The organism is Desulfuromonas carbonis (genome assembly GCF_054658035.1).
In genome coordinates this window covers 177,330-202,638 of sequence record NZ_BAAHXR010000001.1, presented here as the reverse complement: position 1 = coordinate 202,638, position 25,309 = coordinate 177,330, and the positions used below count along the sequence as shown (strand labels likewise).

Here is a 25,309-nt window from a genome sequence, read left to right as displayed (position 1 = left end):
TATGCCGGCCGCTAAAACGCTCTTCCGCGGTCGGCGCGAACAGGGAGGCTCTTCCCTGCCCTTCGTGGCCGCGAATCCTCCTCTTCCCCGTCCGGCAACAACTGGCTCAACCCCGCCGCCAGCAACCCGATCAACATCACGAATTCGAACATGGTCTCCTCCTCGCCTGGTTGGTTACAGGGTGAACCGGGCCTGTGACAGAATGTGTCGCAACCCTGTGCAGCCCTGCCTTGGCTTTCGGCGCGGGGAGGTGTATAAGAGTCGGGCGATCGCAAAGTATTCCAACCTGAATCCTGAAATCTGGCCGTCTTCATGAATGTCGTTGATCTGCAGAACCTGCACAAAAGTTATGGCGCCCGCACCATTCTGGATCAGTGCAACCTGGCCGTGGCCGAGGGCGAAAAGCTCGGCCTGATCGGGCGTAACGGCTGTGGCAAATCGACGCTGCTGCGCATCCTTGCCGGTCTCGAGGAGGCCGACGGCGGCCAGCTGCTGCGCAAGCGCGGCCTGGTGGCCGGTTATCTCAGCCAGGAGCCGGAGCTTGATCCGGAGCAATCGATCCGAACGACCCTCGAAGCCGGTCTCGGCGATGCCCGGCGGCACCTGGACCGACTCGCAGTCCTTGCCGATCGGCTCGGCGGCGCCACCGCGAGCGAAGCGCCGGCCCTTCTTGACGAACAGCAGCAGATCCAGGCCTGGCTCGACCTGCACCAGGCCTGGAACCTCGACCACAAGGTCGAACGGGTCTGTGCCAGCCTCGGTCTCGACCAGTTGGAGCGCCTCGTCGGCACCCTTTCCGGCGGCAACCGCAAACGGGTGGCGCTGGCCGGTCTGCTCCTCGCCGAACCGGAACTCCTCCTTCTCGACGAACCGACCAACCACCTCGATGCCGATACCGTCGCTGCCCTCGAAGAATTATTGCTCGCCTATCCCGGCGCGGTGATTCTGGTCACCCATGACCGCTATTTCCTCGACCGGGTCGTGACCCGCATCGCCGAAGTCGAGGCCGGCCAATTGCAGCTCTTCAGTGGCGGCTACGGTGCCTACCTGGAACAGAAGCAGGCCCAGCTCGAATCGGCCGGTCACCGCCAGGAGCGTCTCCTCAACCTGCTGCGGCGGGAGGAAGCCTGGCTGCGGCGGGGCGCCAAGGCCCGCACCACCAAGCAGAAAGCACGCAAGGACCGGGTCGCCGAACTACAGGCCCAGAAAGCCGCCCCGACCCGCGGTGATCTCGGTCTCGCCTTCGCCAGCGAACAGGGCCTCGGCAACACGGTTCTCGACTTCGACCACCTCGGGGTGGCGATCGGCGGACGTCCGCTGGTCGACGACCTCTCCTTTATCCTGCGCCGCGGCGAGCGGGTCGGCATTCTCGGTCCCAACGGCTGCGGCAAGACCACCCTGCTGCGGGTCGCTCTTGGCGAACTGGCGCCCAGCACCGGGCGGGTGGTGCTCGGCCAGAAGAGTCGCATCGGCTACCTCGATCAGGCGCGCAGCGGCCTCGACGACGGCGAGTATGTCCACGAGGCGCTCGGCGAGGGGGAGTGGGTGACGCTTCCGGGTGGGCAGAAACGGCACAAGATTGGCTACCTGGAGGACTTTCTCTTCACTCCCGCCGAGCAGAAAAAGCGCATCGTCACCCTCTCCGGGGGGGAACGGGCGCGCCTGCTGCTGGCAAAACTGATACTTGAAGGGGCCAACCTTCTGGTCCTCGATGAACCGACCAACGATCTCGATATCCCGACCCTGCAGGTGCTGGAAGGGGCGCTGGTCGAATTCCCCGGTTCCCTGCTGCTGGTCACCCATGACCGCTGGTTCCTCGATCGCGTCGCCACCGCCATTCTCCATTTCGAGGGGGGGCGGCAGGTCGTCGCCTATCCTGGGAACTATCAGGATTTTCTTAACTTTCAACGGTTGCAGGCAGAAGCCGAAGGTCCCGCTGCCGCACCGCCGCCGGTTGCGGTCGTCGAAAAGGTGCGGGAAGGGCGACCGCGGCGGGCCGGGCTCTCCTTTCGGGAGAAGCAGGAACTCGAGCAGGTCGAGGGCGCGATTGCCAACGCCGAACAGCGGCAGCGGGAGTTGGAACTCCTCCTCGCCGATCCGGGGCAGCTCGGTAACCATCAGGCGCTGGCGGCGGTGGCTGCGGAACTCGCCGGGATCGAGGCCGAACTCGAAGGCCTGATGCGGCGCTGGGAAGAGTTGGAGGCGCGCAGGAGCGGCTAGCCCGGAACCGAATTTTCCCCGACTTGGCCGTTGACAAGGGTTCGGGAAATCGTATACAGTATGCAGTATTTCGCATTCGGGAAAACCCCTGCAGGCCGCCTGGAGACGGCGCTTGAAGGGTTCTGACCCGCCCGTAAAAGGTTCATTCCTGCGCCGCCTTGGAGATACCTCCGGCGGTGGCAAACTTATGAGGAGGAGAGAGATGATCGAAACGTATTTGAAACACCAGGAAGAGCGCAATGCCCAGGGCATTCCGGCGCTCCCCTTGAACCCGGAGCAGACCAGGGAGCTCTGCGCCCTGCTGCAGAATCCCCCGGTCGGCAAGGAGGAGTTCCTCAAGGATCTCTTCAAGAACCGCATCTCCCCCGGTGTCGATCCGGCCGCCGAGGTGAAGGCCGGTTTTCTCGCCGAGATCCTTGCCGGCAAGGCGACCTCAAAGCTGATCGACAAGAAGGAAGCGGTGCAGATCCTCGGCACCATGATGGGGGGCTACAACGTCAAGCCCTTGATCGACGCCCTCAAGGATGCCGCCCTCGCCGACGAGGCCGCCTGCGCCCTCTCCGGCATGACCCTGGTTTATGATGGTTTCGACGAGGTCGTCGCCCTCGCCAAGACCAATGCCGCCGCCAAGAAGGTGCTGACCTCCTGGGCCAACGCCGAGTGGTTCACCCACAAGCCGGCGATGCCCGAGACGATCAAGGTCAAGGTCTACAAGGTCGACGGCGAGATCAACACCGATGACTTCTCCCCGGCCGGCGACGCCTGGAGCCGCCCCGACATCCCGCTCCACGCCCTCGCCATGGGCAAGACCCGCTTCCCCGACGGCAACGCCACTATCGCCAAGTTCCGCGCCGAGGGTCACCAGGTCGCCTTTGTCGGCGACGTTGTCGGCACCGGTTCCTCGCGCAAGAGTGCCTGCAACTCGGTCCTCTGGCACATCGGCAACGAGATCCCCTGCGTGCCGAACAAGAAGACCGGCGGCGTCATCATCGGTGGCGTCATCGCTCCGATCTTTTTCAACACCGCCCAGGACTCCGGCGCCCTGCCGCTGAAAATGGACGTCACCAAGTTCAACACCGGCGACGTCATCGTCATCAATACCAAAAAGGGCGAAGTGACCAATGAGGCGGGGGATATCCTCACCACCTTCGAGATCAAGCCGAACACCGTCCCCGACGAGTTCCGCGCCGGCGGCCGTATTCCGCTGATCATTGGCCGGGCGCTGACCGACAAGGCACGCACCGCCCTCGGCATGGGCGCCACTGATCTCTTCACCCTGCCGATCAACCCGACTCCCAAACCGGGCCAGGGCTACACCCTGGCGCAGAAGATGGTCGGCAAGGCCTGCGGCGTCGAAGGTGTCCTCGCCGGGACTGCCTGCGAGCCGAAGATGACCACCGTCGGCTCCCAGGACACCACCGGGCCGATGACCGCCGACGAGCTCAAGGAACTCGCCTGCCTCAAGTTCCTTTCGCCGATGTTCATGCAGTCCTTTTGCCACACCGCCGCCTACCCGAAGCCGGCTGACGTCAAGATGCACAAGACCCTCCCCGGCTTCATCGCCGAGCGCGGCGGAGTCGCCCTGCGCCCCGGTGACGGCGTCATCCACTCCTGGCTGAACCGGCTGCTGCTGCCCGACACCGTCGGCACCGGCGGCGACTCCCACACCCGCTTCCCAATCGGCATCTCCTTCCCGGCCGGCTCCGGCCTGGTCGCCTTCGCCGGCGCCATGGGCTTCATGCCGCTCGACATGCCCGAGTCGGTGCTGGTGCGCTTCAAGGGTAAATTCAACCCCGGCATCACCCTGCGCGACGCCGTCAACGCCATCCCCTACTGGGCGATCCAGCAGGGCCTGCTGACGGTGCCGAAGAAGAACAAGAAGAACATCTTCAACGGCCGCATCCTTGAGATGGAAGGTCTGCCGGAGCTCTCCGTCGAGCAGGCTTTTGAGCTGACCGACGCTGCCGCCGAGCGCTCTGCCGCCGCCGGCTGCATCCAGCTCTCCGAGGAGTCGGTCTGCACCTATCTGCGCTCCAACGTCGCCCTGATGGAGAAGATGATCGCCGAGGGCTACCAGGACCCGCAGACCCTGCAGAACCGCATCGACGCCGTCAACGCGTGGCTGAAAGCGCCGAAACTGCTCAAGGCCGACAAGAACGCCGAGTACGCCGCGGTGATCGAGATCGACCTCGCCGATATCACCGAGCCGATTCTCGCCTGCCCCAACGACCCGGACGACGTCAAGCTCCTCTCCCAGGTCGCCGGCACGCCGATCCAGGACGTCTTCCTCGGCTCCTGCATGACCAATATCGGCCACTTCCGTGCCGCCGCCGAGATCTGGCGCGGCCAGAAGTTCAACCCCGCCGTCCGGACCTGGATCTGCCCGCCGACCCGCATGGATCAGCAGCAGCTCAAGGACGAGGCGCTCTACGCGATCTACAGCGCCATGGGCGCCCGCATCGAGATCGCCGGCTGCTCCCTCTGCATGGGGAACCAGGCGCGGGTGCCGGACGGGGTCAACATGTTCTCCACCAGTACCCGGAACTTCGACGACCGTATCGGCAATGGCGCCCAGGTCTACCTAGGCTCCGCCGAACTCGGCGCGGTGACCACCAACCTCGGCAAGCTGCCCACCCCCGAGGAGTACCTGGCGGTCTACCAGGAGAAGATCGCGCCGAAGGCCGATACCATCTACAAGTACCTGCAGTTCGACGAAATGCCGGAGTTCAAGCAGACGGCTTAACTCAGCGGTGTGCCGGTTGTCGTACCGCTGGCGGCAAGACGACAAAACCCCCGCCCGGGCTATGCTTCGGGCGGGGGTTTTGTCATTGGCAGGGAGAGACGCGACCGATGGTTGCGGCCATTACGGGTTGATGGCCGGTAGCCATGCGCCCCCGGCTCCTTTCGCCGTAACGAGAGTGAATGGGGGTATGATGGTAAAATTGGAGGATTCGCAGGGATGGCAACCGGGTAGCGCGTGAGTTCCGGCTGACCATCGGCGTTTTCACAGCCCGAAGGATGTCGCGATTGGACGAATCGAGAGTTTACCTGGGGCTCATCAACCCCAAGAGCCCGGCTAACGTCGGGGCCGTGATGCGGGCCGCCGGCTGTTTTGGCGTTGCCGGGGTCTACTATACCGGTCAGCGCTACGCCCGGGCGGTCCGGTTCCAGACCGACACCAAAAATGCCGGGGAGAAGATTCCCTTGACCGGGGTGGCGAACATGGTCGATATCCTGCCGCCGGGAACCCGGCTGGTCTGTGTCGAACTGGTCGTCGGGGCGATCCCGTTACCGCAGTTCCGCCACCCGGAGCAGGCTTTCTACCTCTTCGGCCCGGAGGACGGCAGCCTCCAGCAGGAGCTGATCGACCGGGCCGATGCGGTTGTCTATGTGCCGACCGCCGGCTGTCTGAACCTGGCGGCAACGGTCAACATTCTTCTTTATGACCGGGCCGCCAAGGCGGGCCGGGTCCTGGCCGGGGACGCACTGATCCTGGAAAGCCGGGACCGCAATAACCGTCTGAAGGTAAGAGCTGAGTAGAGGATGGCCCCACCTCACCCGGAGAGGATGTAGTTCTCCAGCTGGCTGATCAGGTGCTCCTTGGCGGCGATAATCTCCTTGACCGCATCGCCGATGGAGATCAGCCCGACCAGTTTTTTATCCTTCATCACCGGAAGGTGCCGACAGCGTTTCTGGGTCATCAGTCCCAGGCACTCCTCCACGGTCTGCTCCGGTCGCACGAAAACGACCCGTTTACTCATGATTTCAGCAACCTTCGTCTCGCGGGAGGTCACCCCCCTGAGGACTACCTTGCGGGCGTAATCCCGTTCCGACAGGATGCCGATGACCTGCTCCCGCTCGACGACCACCAGGGCGCCGATCTCCTTTTCCGCCATCAGTTCGAGGGCGGCGTAGACTGTTTGGTCGGGCCGCACGGTCCACACCTCCTGACCTTTCGCCTTAACCAACTCCCGTACCGTTTTCATCCCGACCTCCTTTCCTCGTCTGATCACGTCCCGGCTCCACCAGGTTGTAGTAGAACCTTAATGGCCAGTGGCCAATTGTCAATTTGCCCTGAACTGTGCGCTGCAATCGGAAAACGCAGGGTATTCTCCCAATAAAGGTCGAAACGCTTGAGGGGGCCGTACCTGAGGGGTAGGATATAGCGCTGGCAACAACCTGCGCAGAAATGGTTATCCCTCGAGGTGCAGCTGATTTTGTAGTCTGGTTCTCCATTGCCCGGATAGAAGCATGTCGTCCTGGTTCTAGGTCTACCGCCCAGTCCGAATTCCGTCCACGCGAACCCATCAGATTGGAGGATGTCATGAAACAGTTCGAAAAAAGAGAATGGGGCTTAGCTCTCATGCTCACGGTTCTATTCCTGGCTGGTGCCGTTTTGACCACCAGTACAGTTGCTGAAGAAGTGGCTCGTCCCTCGACCGGTGGCCCCCCGGGAGAGGCCGTTCAGCTTTCCGGGGATGCCGTATCCGGGGCAAAGCTTTTTGTTGATAACTGCCTCCCCTGTCATGGCGCCGAAGGGAAGGGGGGAGTCGCGAACCCGGGGTCTGCCGATGGGACCGTTCCTCCGCTCAACCCTATTGATCAAACGATGGTGAGTCCGGATGCCAAGGTTTTTGCCACCAATATTGATCTCTTCCTGGAGCATGGATCGATTCCGGAAGGGAGCAAACCGGCCATGACCATGCCAGCCTGGGGAGCCGGCAATTTGTTGACCCAGCAGCAAATTGCCGATCTGATTGCCTATCTGATTAAACTTAATCCGGCACCTTAATAGGAGGGCGGCCAAAACCGGGGGGATTGCCGCGCCCGCCGGCGGCCATTGAGCCGCTTTTGGTTTGACACCGGCTCGCCAGACAGGCTATACAGGAAATCTTTTTTTCACCCCATCTACTTTTCCTGTTGTTGAAAGCGAGTCGTCATGATCAACCTGAAACCCGAAGTCGTCGCCCGCCTCGAGCGGGTCCTCAGTTCCGTCGAAATGCTGCTCCCCAAAGCGGTCGCTGCCGTCGACTGGGCAACCTGCACCGCTGCCAACTGGCGGCGCCACTCCTTCTCCGGCTACCTCGAGCCGGTCAAGGTGACCGACACCACCACCCTCGACGAACTCCTCGGCGTCGAGAAGCAGAAAGAGACGATGATCAGCAACACCCGCCAGTTCCTCTTCGGCCTGCCGGCCAACAACGCGCTCCTCTGGGGGTCCCGCGGGACCGGCAAGTCGTCCCTGGTCAAGGCGCTGCTCAACCAGTTCGCCGCCGAGGGGCTGCGCGTGATCCAGGTGGAGAAAGAGGACCTGATCTATCTCTCCGAAATCTTCGCCGCGGTGGAGAACGAACCGTTCCGTTTCATCCTCCTGTGTGACGATCTGACCTTCGAGGTCGGCGAACTGAGTTACAAGATGCTCAAGAGCGCCCTCGACGGATCGGTCTATTCGGCGCCGGAGAACGTCCTGATCTACGTCACCTCCAACCGCCGCCACCTGCTTCCCGAATACGAGAGCGACAAGATCGGCGGCAAGTACGTCAACGGTGAACTGCAGCAGAGTGAGGCGACCGAGGAAAAGGTCTCCCTCTCCGACCGCTTCGGCCTCTGGGTTCCCTTCCACGTCTTCAACCAGGATCGTTATGTCGAGGCGGTCCGTCTCTCGATCGACCGCGAGGCCCGCAAGCGCCAGCTCGAAATCCCCTGGACGCGGGAACTGGAACAGGAGGCGATCAAGTGGTCCCACGACAAGAGCAAGCGTTGTGGCCGCACCGCCTTCCAGTTCGCCAAGAACTATGTCGGACGCTACCTGTTACGCTTGCGGGCGGCCTGATCGGCAACGAGAGGGCAGATAGCCAGGTAAGGAGAAAGGGGGCGGTCCATCATCGGGCCGCCCCCTTTCTCTGTGGCCCCTCGATCAACAGGGCCAATTCATTGCGGTTCACGATTTGACGCGGCGTGATGTGTACCTTATATTTCTATAGAACACCGTTAGCCAGGTTTCCCAGGAAGATCTTTCCGGTTCCACCCCACCAAAAGGAGAAAACGGATGAAACTGTCAAGAATCATGGTAGCAGTAGCGGTCCTTCTGCTCATGTCCGCCGGGTTGGCCTGTGCCGGCCAGGACCTGGATGCGGTCAAGAAGAAAGGCTACGTCCAGGTTGGTGTCAATGGCGGTGTCTTCGGCTTCGGCATGCCGGATGAAAAAGGGGTCTGGCGCGGGCTCGATGTCGATACCGGTCGCGCCATCGCCGCGGCGGTCTTTGGCGATGCCAGCAAGATCAAGTACACGCCGCTCACCGCCCAGCAGCGCTTCACCGCCCTGCAGTCGGGCGAAATCGACGTTCTCTGCCGCAACGCGACCCGTACCCTGACCCGGGAGACCCAGCTCGGTCTCAACTTCGTCACCGTTAACTACTATGATGGCCAGGGTTTCATGGTTCCCAAGAAACTCGGCGTGAAGAGTGCAAAAGAGCTCAGCGGGGCGACGGTCTGCGTTCTCCCCGGCACCACCACCGAACAGAACGCCGCGGACTACTTCCGCAGCAACAAGATGGACTGGAAACCGGTAGTGATCGAGGCGACCGCCGAGCTTGCCAAGACCTTCTTTGCCGGACGTTGCGACGTGCTGACCTCCGATGCCTCGCAGCTGGCCGGGGCCCGCGCCACCGCGCCCAATCCGAAGGATTATGTCATTCTTCCCGAAATCATCTCCAAGGAGCCGCTGGCTCCTGCGGTTCGGCATGGCGACGACCAGTGGCGGGATATCGTCGACTTTACCGTGCTCGCCATGATCCAGGCGGAAGAGTACGGGATCACCTCCAAGAACGTTGACGAAATGCTCAAGAGCAGCGACCCCGGCGTCCAGCGCTTTCTCGGCGTGATCGAAGGGAACGGCAAGGCCCTCGGCCTCGACGAAAAATGGGCCTACAACATCATCAAGCAGGTCGGCAATTACGGGGAAGTCTTTGAACGCAATGTCGGCAAGGATACTTCCCTCGGGATCGAGCGCGGGCTCAATGCGCTCTGGACCAACGGTGGGTTGATGTATTCGCCCCCCTTCAAGTAAGCTCGTGAGGATGGCCGGGGACACGGCAGAGCGGTGCCCCCGGCCATCCGCTGCATCGACCATGTGGCGTTCTTTCCGCGGCAAAACCTTTTCGATCGGTTTCGGACTTGACAACTCCTGCGATTGCCCCCACCGACACCTCTGCTCCACCCCGGGTTCCCTTCTGGCGTGACCCGGCGAAACGGGCGCTGGTCTTTCAGGCTGCGGCCCTGATCCTGGTCTTTGGTATCGGCTACTTTCTCTTCGTCAACACCCAGGCGAACCTTGCGCGCCAGAATATAGCCACCGGCTTCTCCTTCCTGGGAAATGAGGCGTCCTTCGAGATCGGCGAGTCGGTGATCCCCTATTCGGCCGCCGACACCTATTTCCGTGCCCTTCTGGTCGGGGCGCTCAATACGATCAAGGTCGCCTTCATCGGCATCGTCCTGACCACGATTCTCGGTACCCTGGTCGGGGTCGCCCGACTTTCGAAAAACTGGCTCCTTTCAAAGCTGGCGGGGGGCTTCATCGAAACGATGCAGAATATCCCGGTATTGCTGCAGCTCTTTTTCTGGTATGCGATCTTTTACGAGTCGTTTCCTGCGCCGCGCCAGGCCCTCCACCCGCTCCCCGGGGTTTTTCTCTGCAACCGCGGGTTGATCTTCGGGATTCCGCTCAAGGACCCGGCTCATGGGGCAATGTTCTGGGCGTTGGTGGCGGCCCTGATCCTCAGCTGGTTTTTGCACCGCTGGGCGCGGTTGCGCCAGGCCCGCACCGGGCAGATCTTTCCGGCTATCCGTTGCGGTCTTCTCCTCTGTGTCACCCTGCCGCTGCTGGTCTGGTGGGGGTACGGGGCACCGACGACGATGGATATGCCGGTGCTGCGCGGCTTCAACTTCACCGGCGGTATGACCGTCAGCCCCGAGTTCTCTGCGCTGCTGATCGGTCTGGTCCTTTACACTTCGGCCTTTGTGGCGGAGATCGTCCGTGCCGGCATCCAGTCGGTGGGTACCGGACAGGTCGAGGCGGCGATGGCGGTCGGTCTGAAATCCGGGCAGGTTCTCCATCTGGTCATCCTGCCCCAGGCGCTGCGGGTCATCATTCCGCCGCTGACCAGCCAGATGCTTAACCTGACCAAGAACAGTTCGCTGGCGATCGCTATCGGGTTCCCCGATTTCGTCGCCGTTGCCAACACCACCATCAACCAGACCGGACAGGCAATCGAAGGGGTAGCGCTGATCATGGTGGTCTACCTCTTCTTCAGCCTGTCGACTTCGTTCTTCATGAACTGGTACAACAAAAAAATGGCTCTGGTGGAGAGGTGATGCCGTGAGTGAATCCACCCCTGCTCCCGAAATGATGAAACCACCGCGGACCCGCATCGGCGCCCTCGGCTGGGTGCGCGCCAATCTCTTCAACAACTGGTACAACTCGTTGTTGAGCCTGGTGACCCTGGCTCTGCTTGGCAAGCTGGTACCGCCCCTGTTCAAATGGGCATTTGTCGACAGTCTCTGGTTCAGCAGTGCCGAAGCCTGTCATGACGTCGACGGCGCCTGCTGGTCGATCATTCCCGCCAATGTCCGCTTTATCTTCTTCGGGTTCTTCCCCCAGGACCAGCAATGGCGACCGCTGCTCGCCATGATCCTGCTCTTGGCGCTGGTCTTCTATTCCAAGGATCGGCGCCACTGGACCCGGTTTTTGCTCTGGCTCTGGCCCATCGGCCTGGCGGTGATGGGAACCCTGATGCACGGCGGGATTTTCGGCCTGCCAGTGGTGGAGACCAGCCAGTGGAGCGGCCTCCCCCTGACCCTGATGCTGGCGCTGTTCGGCATGTTTGCGGCCTACCCGCTCGGTGTGCTGCTCGCCCTCGGCCGCCGCTCGCGGATGCCGGCGATCAAGTCGCTGTGCGTCGTCTACATCGAAATGATCCGCGGCGTGCCGCTGATCAGCCTCCTCTTCATGTCTTCGGTCATGTTCCCGCTCTTTCTTCCCGAGGGAGTCACCCTCGACAAGGTGCTGCGGGCACAGGTGGCGATTATCATGTTCACCGCGGCCTACATCGCCGAGGTGGTGCGTGGCGGGCTGCAGGCGATGCCCCGCGGCCAGTACGAGGCTGCCGAATCGCTCGGGCTCGCCTATAACCAGACCATGCGCCTGATTATTCTGCCGCAGGCCCTGAAGATCGTCATCCCGCCCAGTGTCGGGATCCTGATCTCGGCCTTCAAGGACACCTCGCTGGTCGTCATCATTGCCCTCTACGATGTTCTCAAGACCACCAAGGTGACCCTCTCCAATCCAAAATGGGCCGGGTTTTCCACCGAGGCCTATATCTTTCTGGCCGTTCTCTACTTCGTCTGCTGCTATGCCATGTCGAGCTACAGCCGCAAGCTGGAGAAGGCCCTGCATACCGGACGCTGATTGGTCCGGTTCCAACCTGCGAGAGGTTTATGAACGACGCGCAACGCTCTGAAACGAAGGCAGGCTCCCCGGGGGAGGGGGCGATCATCGAAATCACCGACCTGCACAAGTGGTACGGTGAATTCCATGTCCTCAACGGCATCAACCTCACCGTGCAGACCGGGGAGCGGATCGTTATCTGCGGTCCGTCCGGCTCGGGCAAGTCGACCCTGATTCGCTGCATCAACCGGCTCGAGGAGCACCAGGTGGGACGGATTGTCGTCAACGGCACCGAGCTGACCAAGGACATCAAGAATGTCGAAAAGGTCCGCGCCGAGGTCGGGATGGTCTTTCAGCACTTCAACCTCTTTCCCCACCTGACGGTGCTCGACAATCTCACCCTCGGACCGATCTGGGTGCGCAAAACGCCGAAAAAAGAGGCCGAGGAGGCGGCGATGATGTACCTGGAGAAGGTCCATATTGCCGAGCAGGCCAAGAAATTTCCCGGTCAGCTCTCCGGTGGGCAGCAGCAGCGCGTAGCCATTGCGCGCAGCCTCTGCATGAAGCCGAGGGTCATGCTCTTTGATGAGCCGACCTCGGCCCTCGATCCGGAGATGGTCAAGGAGGTTCTCGACGTCATGATCAGCCTCGCCGAAGAAGGGATGACGATGCTGGTGGTGACCCATGAGATGGGATTTGCCAAGAGCGTAGCCCATCGGGTGATGTTCATGGATTTCGGGCAGATTGTCGAGCAGAATACCCCCGCGGAATTCTTCGACAACCCTCAGCACGACCGTACCAAGCTCTTCTTGAGCCAGATTCTGGAGTGACTCCGGCATCCCGGCGTCGACCGATGGTCCGGCTTCTTCCGGTCGGCGCCCCCCTCTCACGCTGAAGGCCCCCGGCGATGGCCGATCCCAATATCTTTTTTCTCCCGGTGGGCGATTTCTGCCGGCGCGAAGTGGTGACCTGCAGCCCCGACGACGGGTTGGTGGCGGTCGCCGGGCGGATGCGGGAGCGGAACATTTCGAGCGTCGTGGTCTGTGTCGATGGAATCCCAACCGGCATCGTCACTGACCGTGACCTGCGCAACAAGGTTATCGCCAGCGGCAGTGACCCCAATCCCCTGCACGTGCGCTCGGTCATGAATTCCCCGTTGATTACCATTTGTGAAGAGGACTACCTCTTTGAAGCCCTCTATCGCATGTCCCGGGAGGAGATTCACCGGGTCGCGGTAGTCGACCGCGAGGGGCGCCTGGTCGGGATTGTCACCGATTCCGATATCCTGCGCCTGCAGACCCGTTCGCCCCAGCAGTTGATTCGTGATATCGAGGAGGCCGGTAGCGTCGCCGAGCTCAAGGAGCTGCACCGGCGGATTCAGGAACTGGTCCTCCATCTGGTTGGAACCGGGGTGGCGACCCGCGACCTGGTGCGGATGATTGCCCATCTCAACGACCGTCTCCTGCTGCGGTTGATCGACCTGCTGCGCAGCGGCGCCTACGCCGATTTGTCCGAGGATTTTGCCTTTGTCGTTCTCGGCAGCGAGGGGCGCCAGGAACAGACCCTGACCACCGATCAGGACAATGGCATTATTTACGCCGATCATCTCTCGAAAGACGAGGTGGCGCGCATTGAAGCCTTCAGCGAGGAGCTGATTGGCCAGTTGATCGCCATCGGCGTGCCGCCCTGTCCGGGGGGGATCATGGCCAAGAATCCGGCCTGGCGTCGCAGCTTCAGCGCCTGGACCGAGATTGTCGATCACTGGCTCGCCAATGCGGTGCCGGAAAATATCCTCAAGGGAAGCATGCTCTTCGATTTGCGTACCCTCGCCGGGGATCCAACCCTGGAACGTCGTCTCAAGGACCATGTCACGAAACGATTGCGCCAGGATGCGGTCTTCCTGGTGCGGACCGCGGCGAACGTGGTCCGTTTTGTCCCGCCCCTCGGCTGGTTCGGCCGCATCAAGGTTGAAAAGGAGGGGGAACACCGCGGCCAGCTCGATATCAAGAAGGCCGGAATCTTCGCGGTGACCGAGGGGGTCAAGGTGCTCGCCTTCGAGGCCGGTATCTTTGACGGCGGCACCCGCGAGCGGCTGCAGGAGCTGGTAGCGGCCAGGGTTTTGGAAAAACAGCAAGCCGAGGACCTGGAAGCCAGTTTCAACTACCTGGTATTCCTGCGCCTTCGTTCCCAGGTGGCGGCCATTCGCGCCGGATCGGCACCGAGTAACTTCCTCTCCCTCGACCACCTCAATCGCATGGAGCAGGGGCGTTTGCGGCTCGCCCTGGAAGAGGTCGACGCCTTCCTCGATTTTCTCCGGCGGCACTATCAACTAGACCTGATACGCTAGGTCTGCCGCAGAAAATCGGCAGCGCGACGTGTTTGCGCCGCAGCAAAAAATTCCCCTAGGCGGGCACCCAAAAATCGCCTATAGTGCGCCATCCCCGCCCCCTTGCCGGCCGTGCCGGAAGGGGGTGGTCTGCGTCACGGTGGAGGCGTTCATGGGCAATATCCTGGTTCCAGCAGCACGGGAGCGGCGACGGGCCGCCAATCGTGAAGAATTCTCGGCGGACTATAATCGTCTGCACTTTCCAGATGCAGCCATGGCGGCCGCAATGATGGATCGCCGCGGTGAACTCCTGGCCCAGCTGGCGGGGCAGGTGGAGCTCGGTTGCGGCGGCACCAAGCTCGATTGCAGCAACCTCGCCCCGGGGTGCCGCATCTGTGTCGCCGGTGGCTGGTCCTGTCTCTTCATCAACGGGCGCTGCAACTGCCGCTGTTTTTACTGCCCGACCGGGCAGGAGGCAACCGGCCTGCCAACCACCAATACGGTGGAGTTTCGCACCCCCGCCGACTACGTCCGCTATCTGGAACTCTTCGGTTTCAGCGGCGCCAGCATCAGCGGCGGCGAACCCCTTTTGACCCCCGGCCGCAGTCTTGCCTTTATCACCGCCATCAAGCGCCGCTTCGGCGCTGCCATGCCGGTCTGGCTTTACACCAACGGCACCCTGCTGACCGCCGATCTTGCTGCGCGGCTGGCCGATGCGGGGCTCGACGAAATCCGCTTCGATATCGGTGCGACCGGCTACCACCTCGATGCCCTGCGCCGTGCCGTCGGGGTGATCCCGACCGTGACCGTCGAAATCCCGGCGATTCCGGAAGAGGCGGGACGACTCAAGGAAGGGTTGTTGACGCTGCGGGAAGCGGGGGTGGACCATCTCAACCTGCATCAGCTGCGGCTGACCCCCTACAACCTGCCGCAGCTGGTGGAACGTGGCTACACCTTCCTGCATGGCGAGAAGGTGACTGTCCTCGAATCGGAACTGGCTGCCCTCGAACTGCTCCGCCACAGTGTCGAATGGGGAATCGGGCTGCCGGTCAACTACTGCTCCTTCGTCTACAAGAACCGCCACCAGGCCCAGGCGGCACGGTTGCGCAACGGCCGCTTTCTCCTCAAGAGCTGGGAGGAGTCGACCGCCGCCGGTTATCTGCGCACCCTCGCTCTGGTCGGTACACCGGCAGCGCTGGCGCGCCAGGAGGAAGAGTTCCGCGCGGCAGGTGTCGCGTCGACGCTGTGGAACCGAGGCAGCGGGCGCCTCGCCTTCCACCCGCAGCTTCTCCCCCTGGTCGATTTCAGCGATCTCCAGCTGGTGGTCGGTTACGCCACGGCCCGCCAGCGGCAGGCGGTGAGCTACCATAACCCCTTCACCACGGTGCGGCTTTCGCCGTCGAGCCAGGTCATCATCGAACGCGCCCGGGTCGGGCGTGATTTTGAGCTCAGCGGCGATCTGACGAAGTCATTCACCCAAACGTTTCTTGGCAAGGGTGGCGAATCCCTGGCTGAAATAGCGGCTCCCCTGTTAGAGCTGCTCCCCTTCGAGCGGTTGCCAACCGGTTTGGCCGATTACTATTGATCTGGCACCCGGCCGCGAAAAGGGTGGTCATGCCCTTCGATTGTCGATAGAATCTGCGCGATGCGGGTTACTCGCTGCCAGCCCAGTTCCTTCGCAGGGAAACCATGTCCGATCCCCATGAATTTCTGCGTGCCCTGACCGTCGTCCTGTGCGTGGCTGCACTGACCACGGTCCTGTTTCAGCGCCTGCGCCAGCCGGTTATCCTCGGTTATATCCTCGCCGGACTGATTGTCGGTCCCCATGTGCCGGTGCCACTGGTGGCCGACAGCGTCACCGTGCGAACCCTGGCCGAGATCGGCGTGATCCTGCTGATGTTTTCCCTCGGCCTGGAGTTCAGTCTGCGCAAGCTCGGCGAAGTCGGTCCGACCGCCGCCATGACCGCTGTCGTCGAAACCAGCCTGATGCTCTGGTTCGGGTTCAACATCGCCCAGCTGTTCGGCTGGACCCTCCTTGAATCACTCTTCCTCGGCGCCGTCATCGCCATCTCCAGTACCACCATCGTCGCCAAGGCATTTCAGGAACAGGGTGTTGCCGGGCGGCTGCGGGAGCGGGTGGTCGGTATCCTGATCGTCGAGGATCTGATCGCCATTCTGCTGCTGGCGGCGCTGACTGCCATCGCCAGCGGCAGTGGCCTGGCTTTCGGCCCCCTCCTGGTCACCGTCGGCAAACTCGGCGCCTTCCTGGCCGGGCTGATCGGTTTTGGCCTCCTCCTCATCCCCCGGGCGGTGCGATTGGTCAATCGCCTGAACCGCCCGGAAACGACCATCGTCGCCGCCGTCGGCTCCTGTTTCGCCCTCGCGCTGCTGGCCCAGGGGTTCGGCTATTCGGCGGCCCTCGGTGCTTTCCTGGCCGGGTCGTTGATCGCCGAATCGGGGGAGGCCGGCCGGATTGAACGCCTGGTCGAGCCGGTGCGCGACATCTTTGCGGCGGTCTTTTTCGTCTCGGTGGGCATGCTTATCGACCCGGGCTTGATCCTCCGCCACTGGGGCGCGATCCTGGTCCTGACCGGGGTGGTGATCGGCGGCAAAATCGGCGGTGTCGCCCTCGGCTCCTTCCTTACCGGGAGCCGGCTACGCATTGCCATCCAGTCGGGGATGAGCCTGGCGCAGATCGGCGAGTTCTCCTTCATCATCGCCGGGCTCGGCTTGACCCTCGGTGCTACGGGAGACTTTCTCTACCCGGTGGCGATTGCGGTCTCGGCGCTGACTACCCTCACCACGCCGTGGCTGATCCGTGCTTCCGGGCCGGTGGCGGACTGGGTCGACCGCCATCTTCCTGGCCCCTTGCAGACCTTTACCGTCCTTTACGGCAGTTGGGTCGAAGGATTGCTCAAGGCGCCCCGTTCCGAGGGAAACATGGCGCAATTGCGGCGACTGTTGCGGCGACTGTTGCTCGACGCCGCGGTCTGCTCCGCCATCCTGGTCGGTTTCTACTCCTCTGCCGACGCGCTCCTCGCCCTGGCCCGGGATCGGGCTGCCCTCCCTGACGCCATCGCCTCGCCGCTGCTGCTCGGCATCGCCCTGCTCCTCGCCGCCCCTTTCTTTTTCGGCACGATCCGGGTCGGACGCAAACTCGGCCAGGCCCTCGCCGAAATGGTCCTGCCGGCCGGCAGGGAAGGACGGGTCGACCTCGCCGCAGCGCCGCGGCGCCTGTTGGTGGTCAGTTTTGAACTCCTCATCGTTTTTCTGGTCGGTGCCCCGTTGCTGGTTTTGACCCGCCCCTTTGTTCCGGGGATTCCCGGAATTCTGTTGCTGGCGCTCTTCGTCACCGGCCTCGGCGTCCTTTTCTGGCGCAGTGCCACCAACCTCCAGGGGCACGTGCAGGCGGGGACCGAGGTCATCATCGAAGCCCTCGCCCGCCAGGCCAAGGGGGGCGGCGGCAGTGCCGACCGCAGCGCTGTTGCCCTGCAGCAGGTCGAACAGCTCCTGCCGGGGTTGGGCGCCTTGACGGCGGTGCGGTTGAAGTCTGGCTCGCCCGCCGTCGGACGGAGCCTGGCCGAGCTCAACCTGCGGGCCCTGAGCGGCGCCTCCGTTCTCGGCATTACCCGCAAGAGCGGGGCGATCATTGCCCCGACCGCGAGCGAGGTTCTCAACGCCGGCGATCTGCTCGCCCTTACCGGGACCAGCGACGCCGTCGCTCTGGCGCGGACACTGCTGGAGGAATCCGTCCCTGCCGAACCTCCCGCTGAAAACTGACTCTCCCGCTCGAAAGATGATCGCATGGCGCAACCCTGGAAAACCCTGGCCAGCTTTCCGACCGCAGAAGGTCTGCTCGAATTACGGCAGCGCGGGCCCAAGGACTTTCTGATCCTGGTCGGGGGGCTGGTTTTGATGAACAGTCTCGCCAACCGCTCCGAGATCGCCCTTGGCCAACTCGGCTGCCGTCACCTCGGGCAACACTCAGCGCCCCGGGTCCTGGTCGGTGGGCTCGGCATGGGCTTCACGCTGCGGGCGGTCCTCGATGAGCTGCCGGCTTCGGCGCAGGTAACGGTCGCCGAGCTCAACCCGGTGGTCGTCGACTGGTGTCGCGACCCCCTGGCCCCCCTCACCGCCGCCGCGGTGGACGATCCGCGGGTGACCGTGGTGATCGGTGATGTCGCCGAGGCGGTCCGCAAGGTGGCCAGGGCACCGTCATTGCCGCGCTACGATGCCATCGTCTTCGATCTCTACAAGGGGCCCCATCATCGCAGCGATGCCGAGCGCGATCCGCTCTACGGCCGTCGTGCCATTGCCGCCGTCCACGCCTCGCTGGCGCCGGAGGGTCGCTTCACGGTCTGGGGGGAGAATTTCGATGCCGGATTCGACCAGCGGCTGCGCGCCGCAGGATTCGTCACCAGCCACCAACGACCGGGGCGGGGGGGGTACCGGCATGTCGTCTTCGTGGCGCGCAAGGCGCCCCAAGGTTGTTCAAAACGGGGGCGCCGTTGAACCGGGAGGTGTCGAGGGACGCATCCCGCAATGCCCTGCAGGAGCTGGCAGCGGCCCGCATGCCCTATGGCCGCTACGCCGGCTGGCTCCTGGTCGACCTGCCGGAACCTTACGTCGTCTGGATGGCCGGCCAGGGGTTCCCCGCTGGCAAGCTCGGGCGCCAGTTGCAGGAAATCTACGAGATCAAGCGCAACGGTCTCGAATACCTCTTCGAACCGCTGCGGTCCCCGGTCCGCTGATCGCCCAAGGAATAGCCGATGGACGAATTCTCCCTGCAGGATCATCCCTGGATCGAACTCCACAATCTCCTCAAGGTGACCGGGCTCTGCGCCAGCGGCGGTGAAGCCAAGGCGCGGATCGCGGCCGGTGAAGCCCGGGTCGACGGCGCGGTGGAGCTGCGCAAACGCTGCAAGATCCTGGCGGGTCAGGTGGTTGAGTTCGCCGGCACCAGGGTGTTGGTGACCCTTTGAGCTCCCCGCTGACGACTCTGGCCGTCATCCTCTGCGAGCCGCAGCAGCCGGGGAATATCGGCGCCGTGGCCCGGGCGATGGCCAACTTCGGCGTCACCGACCTGCGGCTGGTCCGCCCCTGCGCCCATCTTCACCCCGAGGCCCGCAAGTTTGCGGCGCATGGCCACCCGCTGCTCGGCCAGGCGCGGCTTTTTGCCGACCTCGACAGCGCCCTCAACGGCATCGACCTGAGCATTGCCGCGACCTGTCGCAGCGGCCGCCTGCGCGGTGAACTCCTCGATTCGACCCGCCTGCCGGAACTGGTCGCAGCGCTCCCCGCCGGCGCGCGCACCGCTCTCGTCTTCGGCCGCGAGGACCGGGGTCTCGCCACCGCCGAGGTGGCACTTTGCACCCGCGCCGTCGCCATTGCCACCTTTGGGCCAGCCTCCTCCTTCAACCTGGCCCAGGCGGTCCTTGTTTTTCTCTATGAGCTGGCGCGGCGCCCCTGACCGGTTCCCCGGAAAGGTGCCGCGCGAAGCTTGACAGGGGGGTGGCCGGGCCGATAATAATATCCTGGCTGTTGCAGCGGTGAGCCTGTCTTTCGGGCTTCCGGCCCTTTTCCCCAGCGCGCAGGAGGGACCATGCGTATCGCCCTGATCGGCATCGGCAAGATCGCCAATTACCAGATGCAGGCCATCTCCCACACCAGGGGGATCACCCTGGTCGATGCCCACGACCTCGACCCGGTTCGGGCCGAAGAGCTCCCCGGCAGCGTACAGTTCCACGACGACCTCGACAAGCTGCTGCAGCGCTCCAAGGCCGATGCCTTCCTCGTCTCGACGCCGACGCCGAGTCACTTCGAGGTGGCGATGAAGATCATCGAGGCCGACCGCGTCGCCATCGTCGAAAAACCGCTCTGCACCAACCAGCAACAGGTCGATGCCCTGATGACGGCGGCACGCACCCGCAAGCTCCCGCTCTATACCGCTTTTCATCCAAGCTACGGGCGGGAGGTCGAATGGTGGCTGGAACAGACCAGCGCCCAGAATTTCGAGGTCGGGCGCCTGATCGGTTTCGAGTCCTGCTTTGCCGATCCCTATTTCCTCGATGGCAAGCTCACGCTGGGCGCCGTCGGCAAGGCCGGGGCCTGGCTTGACAGTGGCATCAGCAGCCTGAGTATCCTGGCGCGCCTGCTCGACCCGCAGCAGATGGCGGTGATCGAAGGACGGATGACCGTCATCCCCTCCATCTCCTGCGCCCAGGTCCAGGGACTCGGGCTCTACCGGTTTCACAGCGGCGGCAGTGTCGGTTACGGCATGATCGACACCAACTGGACGCTGGGCAAGAACTACAAGACCACCCGGCTCTGGTATGAGAACGGCGTCATCGAACTGGACCACGCCCGCGAGTACGGGCGGTTGCGGCTCACCGGACAGGACGAGCTGGTCTTCAATCTGGCGACCGACAAGCCACGGCTGGTCAATCATTACTGCGGAGTCTTCGACAACCTCGCCATGCTCTTCGCTGGTGGGGAAGACAACAAGGAACTCTCCGAGGTCCTGCATCGCCTCCTCTTTTCCGCCCTATAAGAGAACCCGTTTTTCATGGCGACCTTTTCAAGTGAACGCATGCAGGTCGACCTGGCCGGCCTCGGCCTGACGACGCTCAGCGCCGATGCGCCCCTTGCCGCCCATAGCAGCTGGCAGATCGGCGGCCCGGCCGACCTGCTGGTCGAACCGGCGAGTATCAGCGAAGTTTGTACGGTCGTCCAGTATGCGCGGGCCCACGGGTTGCCGCTGCTGGTCATCGGCCAGGGGAGCAATCTCCTCTTCGACGACGCCGGCCTGCGCGGCATTGTCCTCAAGGTGGGGCGACACCTCGCCGAGCTGACGATTGCCGGGCGGCGGATTTCGGCGGGCGCCGGGCTCTGGGTGCCGGGGCTGGCCCGCGCCGCCCAGCGCGCCGGAATCGCCGGGCTCGAACATATCGTCGGGATTCCGGGGACGCTGGGCGGGCTGGTGGTGATGAACGGGGGGAGCCGGCGCCAGGGGATCGGCGACCTGGTGCGGCGGGTCTGGGTGGTCGACCGGGAGGGAAATCCGGCGTCCTTGACCCGGGAGGAGTGCGGCTTCGGTTATCGCAGCAGCAACCTGCAGGGGAGCGGCGCGCTGGTGGTGCGCGTCGAACTGGAGGGGCGGGCCGGGGAGGCGCGGCAGATCCGCCGGGAGATGCTTGCCGACCTGCGGGAGCGGCGCGGTAAATTCCCGCGCAAGGAGCCGAACTGCGGCTCGGTCTTTTTAAGTACGGCGGCGATGCATGCCAGCGTCGGACCGCCGGGGCGGATTATCGAAGCGGCCGGTCTGAAGGGGGCGTCCATCGGCGCGGCGGAGGTTTCCCGACGTCATGCCAACTTCATCGTCAACCGGGGCGGCGCGACCTCCCGCGATGTGCTGGCCCTGATTGCCCACATCCGCCAGGTGGTTATGGAGCGCATCGGTTTTGAGCTGCAATGCGAAGTGCGCTACGTCGATCCCCGCGGCGGGGTGATGCCCGCCGACCGCGCCCTGACTCCATAACGGGTCTGTTCGCAGTGAGGATACCGGTAACGGCCGGGGGTGCAGGGTGCTGCATTCCCCGGCCGTTGGCGTTTCAGCCGTTAGCGGCGGCCTTTTGGGCGAGGCGGGCGACAAACTTGTCGTGGTCGATGGTAAAGCGTTCATGCTTGCCGCGGGCGATGACGTCGACCGCATCCCGGGCCTCGACGCTCCAACGGGTACGGCGGCCGTCCACATCCACGAGGCGCACCTCGGCCGTGACCGTCATCCCCGGCGGTGTCGCCGCCTCGTGGGTGATATCGACCAGAGTGCCGACGCTTTGTTCTCCCTCCTCAAGAAACGGCGCCAGCGCCTCCATGCAGGCCCACTCCAGAAATCCGACCAGAAAGCCGGTGGCGAAGACTTCGGGCATGCTCCGGAACGGTTCCGCCTCGGGATAGAGATAGGGGACGGTCTTGGTCACCGGGACGCAAAAGTGGAGGGTGTGGGAATGGCCAACGGCGATTTCGCGCATGATGTTTCCTCCCTGTGCGGATTGAAAGAACTGCTGTCAGTTTAACACAGCCTGACGGTTGGCCGGCCGGCCAGGTCCCTTCCGGCAGGGTCAGAGGTAGCTGCGGCCGCCAACGTAGGTGCGGGCGAAAAAGGGGGTGGCAAGATCGGCGATCCGCACCGTCTTGCCGGTGCGCGGGGCATGGATGAACCTGCCGTCGCCGATGTAGAGCCCAACGTGGGTAACCGTACTTCCGCCCCTGGTGGCGAAGAAGACCAGGTCGCCCGGGCGCAGCTCCGTTTTCGCCACCCGGCGTCCGGCCTGGAACTGGCTGCGTGAGACCCGCGGCAGGTCGAGTCCGTTGAGGCGGTAGCAGACCAGGGTCAGGCCGCTGCAGTCGAATCCCTCCTCGGCATCGGTCCCGCCCCAGCGATAGGGGACGCCGAGAAAGCGGCGCGCGGTCCTTACCAGTTCGGTGCGCAGGTCCCCCGGCGCCCCGCGGGCAATGCGGGCGGCGGTGTAGTCCTCCGGGATGACAATGAAGAAGGAGCCGATCAGCCCCTGGTCCCGCAATTCAACCGCTTCGTTTTTCGCCGCCCGGTAGCTGTCATGATTGCCGAAGCGGACCTTGTAGAGCCCTGACTCATGCAGGAAGTAGTAGGCGTCGATGCCGCGCGACTCAAGCAGACGTTCGAGCCGCACCGCGTTGTCGATACTGGAAAAAGCCCCCACCTGGACGCAGTAGCCCATCCGGGCCAGGGGGGGCGCATCTGCCTCCGCCGCCGGCAGCAGCGCGGCGATGGGATCGCTGCCGGAGGTGCTGACCGGGAGGGTGGATGGCGCGGGCGGAGCTTGCGGTAGCGCACCCTGGCAGGCGGGCAGGAGCAGGAAGAGAATCAGCAGAAGCGGCAGCCGCATCAGAATGACACCGGTGGCTACAGGAGCAGCAGCAGGACCTTGACGGCGAGAATCTTGCCGATCAGGGCGACGGGGTAGACGGTGGCATAGGCCGCCGGGGCGTAGCTGCTGGTCGACAGGGTGCCGGCCGCGGCCAGGCCCGAGGCACTGGTCATGCCGCCGACCAGGACCCCGAGCAGGCGCAGAAAGCGGATGCGCAACAGCCACAACCCGAGGAGCAGGCCGGCAGCCAGGGGGAGCAGGGTCACCAGGACGCCGGAAAAGAGGAGCGCCTCCCCTTGCTCGTGAAGCGTGGCGACAAAGGAACCGCCGGCCGAGGTGCCGATCGCCGCCATGAAGAGGGCCAGGCCGAGGTCACGGATCAGGCGATTGCCGGCCGTCGGCAGATCCCAGATCAGCGGGCCGGTCTGGTAGCGGGCGCCGAGCAGCAGGCCGGCGATCAGGGTGCCGCCGGTAGTGCCGAGGGTCAAGGGGCCGACCAGCGGCAGCGGCAGGGTCAGCCCCCCGAGCAGGAACCCGAAGAGGAGTCCGATGAGGATCGGCAGCAGGTTGATGTCGTAGGTGGCCTTGAGGTCGTTGCCGAGCATCCGCGAGATGTTGCGCAGGGCGCGCTCGTCCCCCACGGCGTGGAGGACGTCGCCGAGATGGAGCCGGGTGTGGGGATCGGCGATCAGGTCGATGCCGTTGCGGGTGATCCGTGCCACCTGCACGTTGAAGGTTTCCCGGAAATTGAAATAGCCGAGGGTGGTCCCCACGAAACGGCGCTTGGAGACGACGATGCTCTTTTTGGTCAGCATCCGTTCGAAGGCAATCTCCCCCGCTACCTCCTGGCCGATGAAGAGGACCATCTTTTCGAGGTCGCCGGGGCGACCGACGACCCGCAGCCGGTCGCCTTCCTGCAGCACCGTATCCGCCCCGACCAGGACCGGTTCGAGGGCCCCCTGGCGCAGCAGGCGGGTGATCGTCACCGGGGCAATCTCCTTGAGCAGGAGCTGGTCGATGCGCTTGCCGAAGAGGTTGGGATTGCTGACCTCGATATGACGAAAGGTGATCGGTGGGTTGATCAGCGCCAGCTCCTCGGCCAGGCGCTCTTCTTCCTGCTTCAGGTTGACCCGCAGCAGGCGCGGTACCAGCCGGATGGCGAGGGCGACGCCGATCACGCCGAAACCGTAGGTCACCCCGTAAGCGGCCGGCGCCCGGGCATGACCGACGATCTCGACGGCGGCCGCCAGGGACGGGGTGCTGGTCATCGCCCCGGCGAGGAGGCCGGCGCCGGTCCCCGGATCGAAACCGAAGAGCCGACAGCAGGCGAAGGCTGCCAGGGTGCCGGTCAGGGCCATGACCAGCACCACCAGGGCCATCGCCAGGCCATGACTGCGGAAGGAACTGGCAAAGCCCGGCCCGGCCTGTAAACCGATGGCGTAAATGAACATCGCCAGGCCGATGGTGTGGATGCCGGCAGGGAGGGTGACGCCGAAATGGCCGAAGGCGAGGGCCACGAAGATGATCGCCGATGGACCGAGGGAGAGGTTCCACAGCCGCACCCTGCCGAGCAGTTCGCCCAGGATGATGATCAGCAGCAGCAGAAAGATCTGGTTATGCAGCAGGGTCATGGTCCCACCGGGAATTGTCGCAGGGTCGGTCAGAACCGGACCCGGCCGAGATTCTTCTGGTAGTCGCCAAAGAGCTCTTCGAACATCTTGACCCAGTGGCCGGCGGTCATCAGGGTGAAGCGGTGCAGGGCGGTCCCGGAAACCTCAAACCGCCCCTTGCCTCCCGGCCCCCGGGTGATCAGGGTGGTCTTGATTTCACCGGCCATTTTCGGAATGTCTCCCGACCAACCGCCCCCCTTGACCTGGATATAGCCCCAGAGCTGGTCGATGGCGACCTCCATGACAATGGCTTCGGGCCCGGCCGCCGCGGCGTCGCCGACCACCCGGTAACCGTAGCTGGCAAGGGCATCGGTCAGCAGCTCGCGGACCACCTTTTCGACCGGCTGGTCCGGTTTGAGGAAGATATTGTTGCGCGCCTTGCCATAGCCGTCCCGGACCCGGGCGATAAAAAAGCGGCGCTCCTTGGCGGGCGTGGTGGCAACGCTGCCGACGGCGATGGACGGGGTATTTGCTTCCCGGGGGTTGTCGGCGAAGGTGCGGTTGTCGCTGACGCTTTTCAGGTAGATCACCCCTTTTGCGTCGCCCCTGGCGCCCTTGAACGCCGGGATTGTCAGGGCGATTTCACTCCGCCTGGCGGCGTCGGAGGCGGTTGGCAGCAGCATGAGCAGCAGCAGGCAGAGTACGGACAGGCGCATTGGCGATCCTCCTTTAAAATGGACAGAAAAATCCAAGGTTCAGCCGGTTGCCGGAGAATATAGCGGATTGAAGCGGAAGCGGC

24 protein-coding genes are annotated in these 25,309 nt (G+C 63.7%); 18 read left to right on the top strand and 6 right to left on the bottom strand.

Translation table 11 applies throughout. The annotated features are described in order from the left end of the window. Positions 1–11: 11 nt before the first annotated feature. Positions 12–152, bottom strand: a complete 141-nt coding sequence (locus ACYQ8E_RS00970; protein WP_157471816.1) for a hypothetical protein — start codon at positions 150–152, stop codon at positions 12–14. Between the two features lie 160 nt (positions 153–312). Between ACYQ8E_RS00970 and ACYQ8E_RS00965 the strand changes: the two genes are divergently transcribed. The 3 genes from ACYQ8E_RS00965 to ACYQ8E_RS00955 all read left to right on the top strand — a co-directional run bounded on the left by ACYQ8E_RS00965 (position 313) and on the right by ACYQ8E_RS00955 (position 5,760). After that, positions 313–2,220 (top strand): ABC-F family ATP-binding cassette domain-containing protein, encoded by a 1,908-nt coding sequence (locus tag ACYQ8E_RS00965; protein WP_066726094.1) that lies wholly within the window; start codon positions 313–315, stop codon positions 2,218–2,220. A gap of 202 nt (positions 2,221–2,422) precedes the next feature. After that, positions 2,423–4,963, top strand: coding sequence for a bifunctional aconitate hydratase 2/2-methylisocitrate dehydratase (locus ACYQ8E_RS00960; protein WP_066726097.1), 2,541 nt, complete (start codon positions 2,423–2,425; stop codon positions 4,961–4,963). Positions 4,964–5,238: 275 nt separating this feature from the next. Further along, entirely contained in the window at positions 5,239–5,760 is a 522-nt protein-coding gene (locus ACYQ8E_RS00955) for an RNA methyltransferase (RefSeq protein ID WP_066726099.1), read from the top strand. A 14-nt stretch (positions 5,761–5,774) separates the two neighbouring features. On the opposite strand, the gene ACYQ8E_RS00950 is transcribed toward ACYQ8E_RS00955, so the two are convergent. Further along, positions 5,775–6,206 carry a CBS domain-containing protein gene (locus tag ACYQ8E_RS00950; RefSeq protein WP_066726102.1) on the bottom strand — a complete coding sequence of 144 codons (432 nt, stop codon included), beginning with the start codon at positions 6,204–6,206 and terminating at the stop codon, positions 5,775–5,777. Positions 6,207–6,544: 338 nt separating this feature from the next. Here ACYQ8E_RS00950 and ACYQ8E_RS00945 point away from each other — a divergent pair, with 338 nt between their 5' ends. The 15 genes from ACYQ8E_RS00945 to murB all read left to right on the top strand — a co-directional run bounded on the left by ACYQ8E_RS00945 (position 6,545) and on the right by murB (position 21,528). Continuing rightward, positions 6,545–7,012, top strand: coding sequence for a c-type cytochrome (locus tag ACYQ8E_RS00945; protein WP_197463743.1), 468 nt, complete (start codon positions 6,545–6,547; stop codon positions 7,010–7,012). 147 nt (positions 7,013–7,159) lie between these two features. Then, complete coding sequence (locus ACYQ8E_RS00940; protein ID WP_066726108.1) at positions 7,160–8,053, top strand: ATP-binding protein; 894 nt, start codon at positions 7,160–7,162, stop codon at positions 8,051–8,053. A gap of 216 nt (positions 8,054–8,269) precedes the next feature. Continuing rightward, entirely contained in the window at positions 8,270–9,289 is a 1,020-nt protein-coding gene (locus tag ACYQ8E_RS00935) for an amino acid ABC transporter substrate-binding protein (protein ID WP_459859872.1), read from the top strand. Between the two features lie 122 nt (positions 9,290–9,411). Next, the gene (locus ACYQ8E_RS00930; RefSeq protein ID WP_066729716.1) at positions 9,412–10,593 is read left to right on the top strand and encodes an amino acid ABC transporter permease; all 1,182 of its coding nucleotides are present in this window, start codon (positions 9,412–9,414) and stop codon (positions 10,591–10,593) included. A 31-nt stretch (positions 10,594–10,624) separates the two neighbouring features. Then, positions 10,625–11,686: an amino acid ABC transporter permease gene (locus tag ACYQ8E_RS00925; RefSeq protein WP_066726114.1), complete on the top strand. Its 1,062-nt coding sequence runs from the start codon at positions 10,625–10,627 to the stop codon at positions 11,684–11,686. A 29-nt stretch (positions 11,687–11,715) separates the two neighbouring features. Next, positions 11,716–12,495, top strand: a complete 780-nt coding sequence (locus ACYQ8E_RS00920; protein WP_066726117.1) for an amino acid ABC transporter ATP-binding protein — start codon at positions 11,716–11,718, stop codon at positions 12,493–12,495. A 77-nt stretch (positions 12,496–12,572) separates the two neighbouring features. Beyond that, the gene (locus ACYQ8E_RS00915; RefSeq protein WP_066726120.1) at positions 12,573–14,012 is read left to right on the top strand and encodes a putative nucleotidyltransferase substrate binding domain-containing protein; all 1,440 of its coding nucleotides are present in this window, start codon (positions 12,573–12,575) and stop codon (positions 14,010–14,012) included. A gap of 151 nt (positions 14,013–14,163) precedes the next feature. Next, complete coding sequence (locus ACYQ8E_RS00910) at positions 14,164–15,576, top strand: radical SAM protein (protein WP_066726124.1); 1,413 nt, start codon at positions 14,164–14,166, stop codon at positions 15,574–15,576. Positions 15,577–15,680: 104 nt separating this feature from the next. Further along, complete coding sequence (locus ACYQ8E_RS00905) at positions 15,681–17,771, top strand: monovalent cation:proton antiporter family protein (RefSeq protein WP_459859869.1); 2,091 nt, start codon at positions 15,681–15,683, stop codon at positions 17,769–17,771. A 24-nt stretch (positions 17,772–17,795) separates the two neighbouring features. Further along, positions 17,796–18,503 (top strand): spermidine synthase, encoded by a 708-nt coding sequence (locus ACYQ8E_RS00900; protein ID WP_459859867.1) that lies wholly within the window; start codon positions 17,796–17,798, stop codon positions 18,501–18,503. Between the two features lie 8 nt (positions 18,504–18,511). Next, positions 18,512–18,742, top strand: coding sequence for a DUF3820 family protein (locus tag ACYQ8E_RS00895; protein WP_459859865.1), 231 nt, complete (start codon positions 18,512–18,514; stop codon positions 18,740–18,742). 18 nt (positions 18,743–18,760) lie between these two features. After that, positions 18,761–18,973: an RNA-binding S4 domain-containing protein gene (locus tag ACYQ8E_RS00890; protein ID WP_459859863.1), complete on the top strand. Its 213-nt coding sequence runs from the start codon at positions 18,761–18,763 to the stop codon at positions 18,971–18,973. Then, positions 18,970–19,461, top strand: coding sequence for an RNA methyltransferase (locus ACYQ8E_RS00885; RefSeq protein WP_459859861.1), 492 nt, complete (start codon positions 18,970–18,972; stop codon positions 19,459–19,461). The genes ACYQ8E_RS00890 and ACYQ8E_RS00885 overlap by 4 nt, the downstream gene beginning before the upstream one ends. Before the next feature lie 132 nt (positions 19,462–19,593). Continuing rightward, positions 19,594–20,541: a Gfo/Idh/MocA family protein gene (locus tag ACYQ8E_RS00880; protein WP_459859859.1), complete on the top strand. Its 948-nt coding sequence runs from the start codon at positions 19,594–19,596 to the stop codon at positions 20,539–20,541. Between the two features lie 15 nt (positions 20,542–20,556). Next, positions 20,557–21,528 (top strand): UDP-N-acetylmuramate dehydrogenase, encoded by a 972-nt coding sequence (murB, locus tag ACYQ8E_RS00875; RefSeq protein ID WP_459859857.1) that lies wholly within the window; start codon positions 20,557–20,559, stop codon positions 21,526–21,528. Between the two features lie 73 nt (positions 21,529–21,601). Here murB and ACYQ8E_RS00870 read toward each other — a convergent pair whose 3' ends face one another. The 4 genes from ACYQ8E_RS00870 to ACYQ8E_RS00855 all read right to left on the bottom strand — a co-directional run bounded on the left by ACYQ8E_RS00870 (position 21,602) and on the right by ACYQ8E_RS00855 (position 25,226). Continuing rightward, positions 21,602–22,021 (bottom strand): thioesterase family protein, encoded by a 420-nt coding sequence (locus tag ACYQ8E_RS00870; protein ID WP_459859855.1) that lies wholly within the window; start codon positions 22,019–22,021, stop codon positions 21,602–21,604. 90 nt (positions 22,022–22,111) lie between these two features. Then, entirely contained in the window at positions 22,112–22,918 is an 807-nt protein-coding gene (locus ACYQ8E_RS00865) for an NlpC/P60 family protein (RefSeq protein ID WP_459859853.1), read from the bottom strand. Positions 22,919–22,935: 17 nt separating this feature from the next. Then, positions 22,936–24,531 carry an aspartate:alanine exchanger family transporter gene (locus tag ACYQ8E_RS00860; protein WP_066726146.1) on the bottom strand — a complete coding sequence of 532 codons (1,596 nt, stop codon included), beginning with the start codon at positions 24,529–24,531 and terminating at the stop codon, positions 22,936–22,938. A 29-nt stretch (positions 24,532–24,560) separates the two neighbouring features. Beyond that, the gene (locus ACYQ8E_RS00855; RefSeq protein ID WP_459859851.1) at positions 24,561–25,226 is read right to left on the bottom strand and encodes a hypothetical protein; all 666 of its coding nucleotides are present in this window, start codon (positions 25,224–25,226) and stop codon (positions 24,561–24,563) included. Positions 25,227–25,309: the final 83 nt, after the last annotated feature.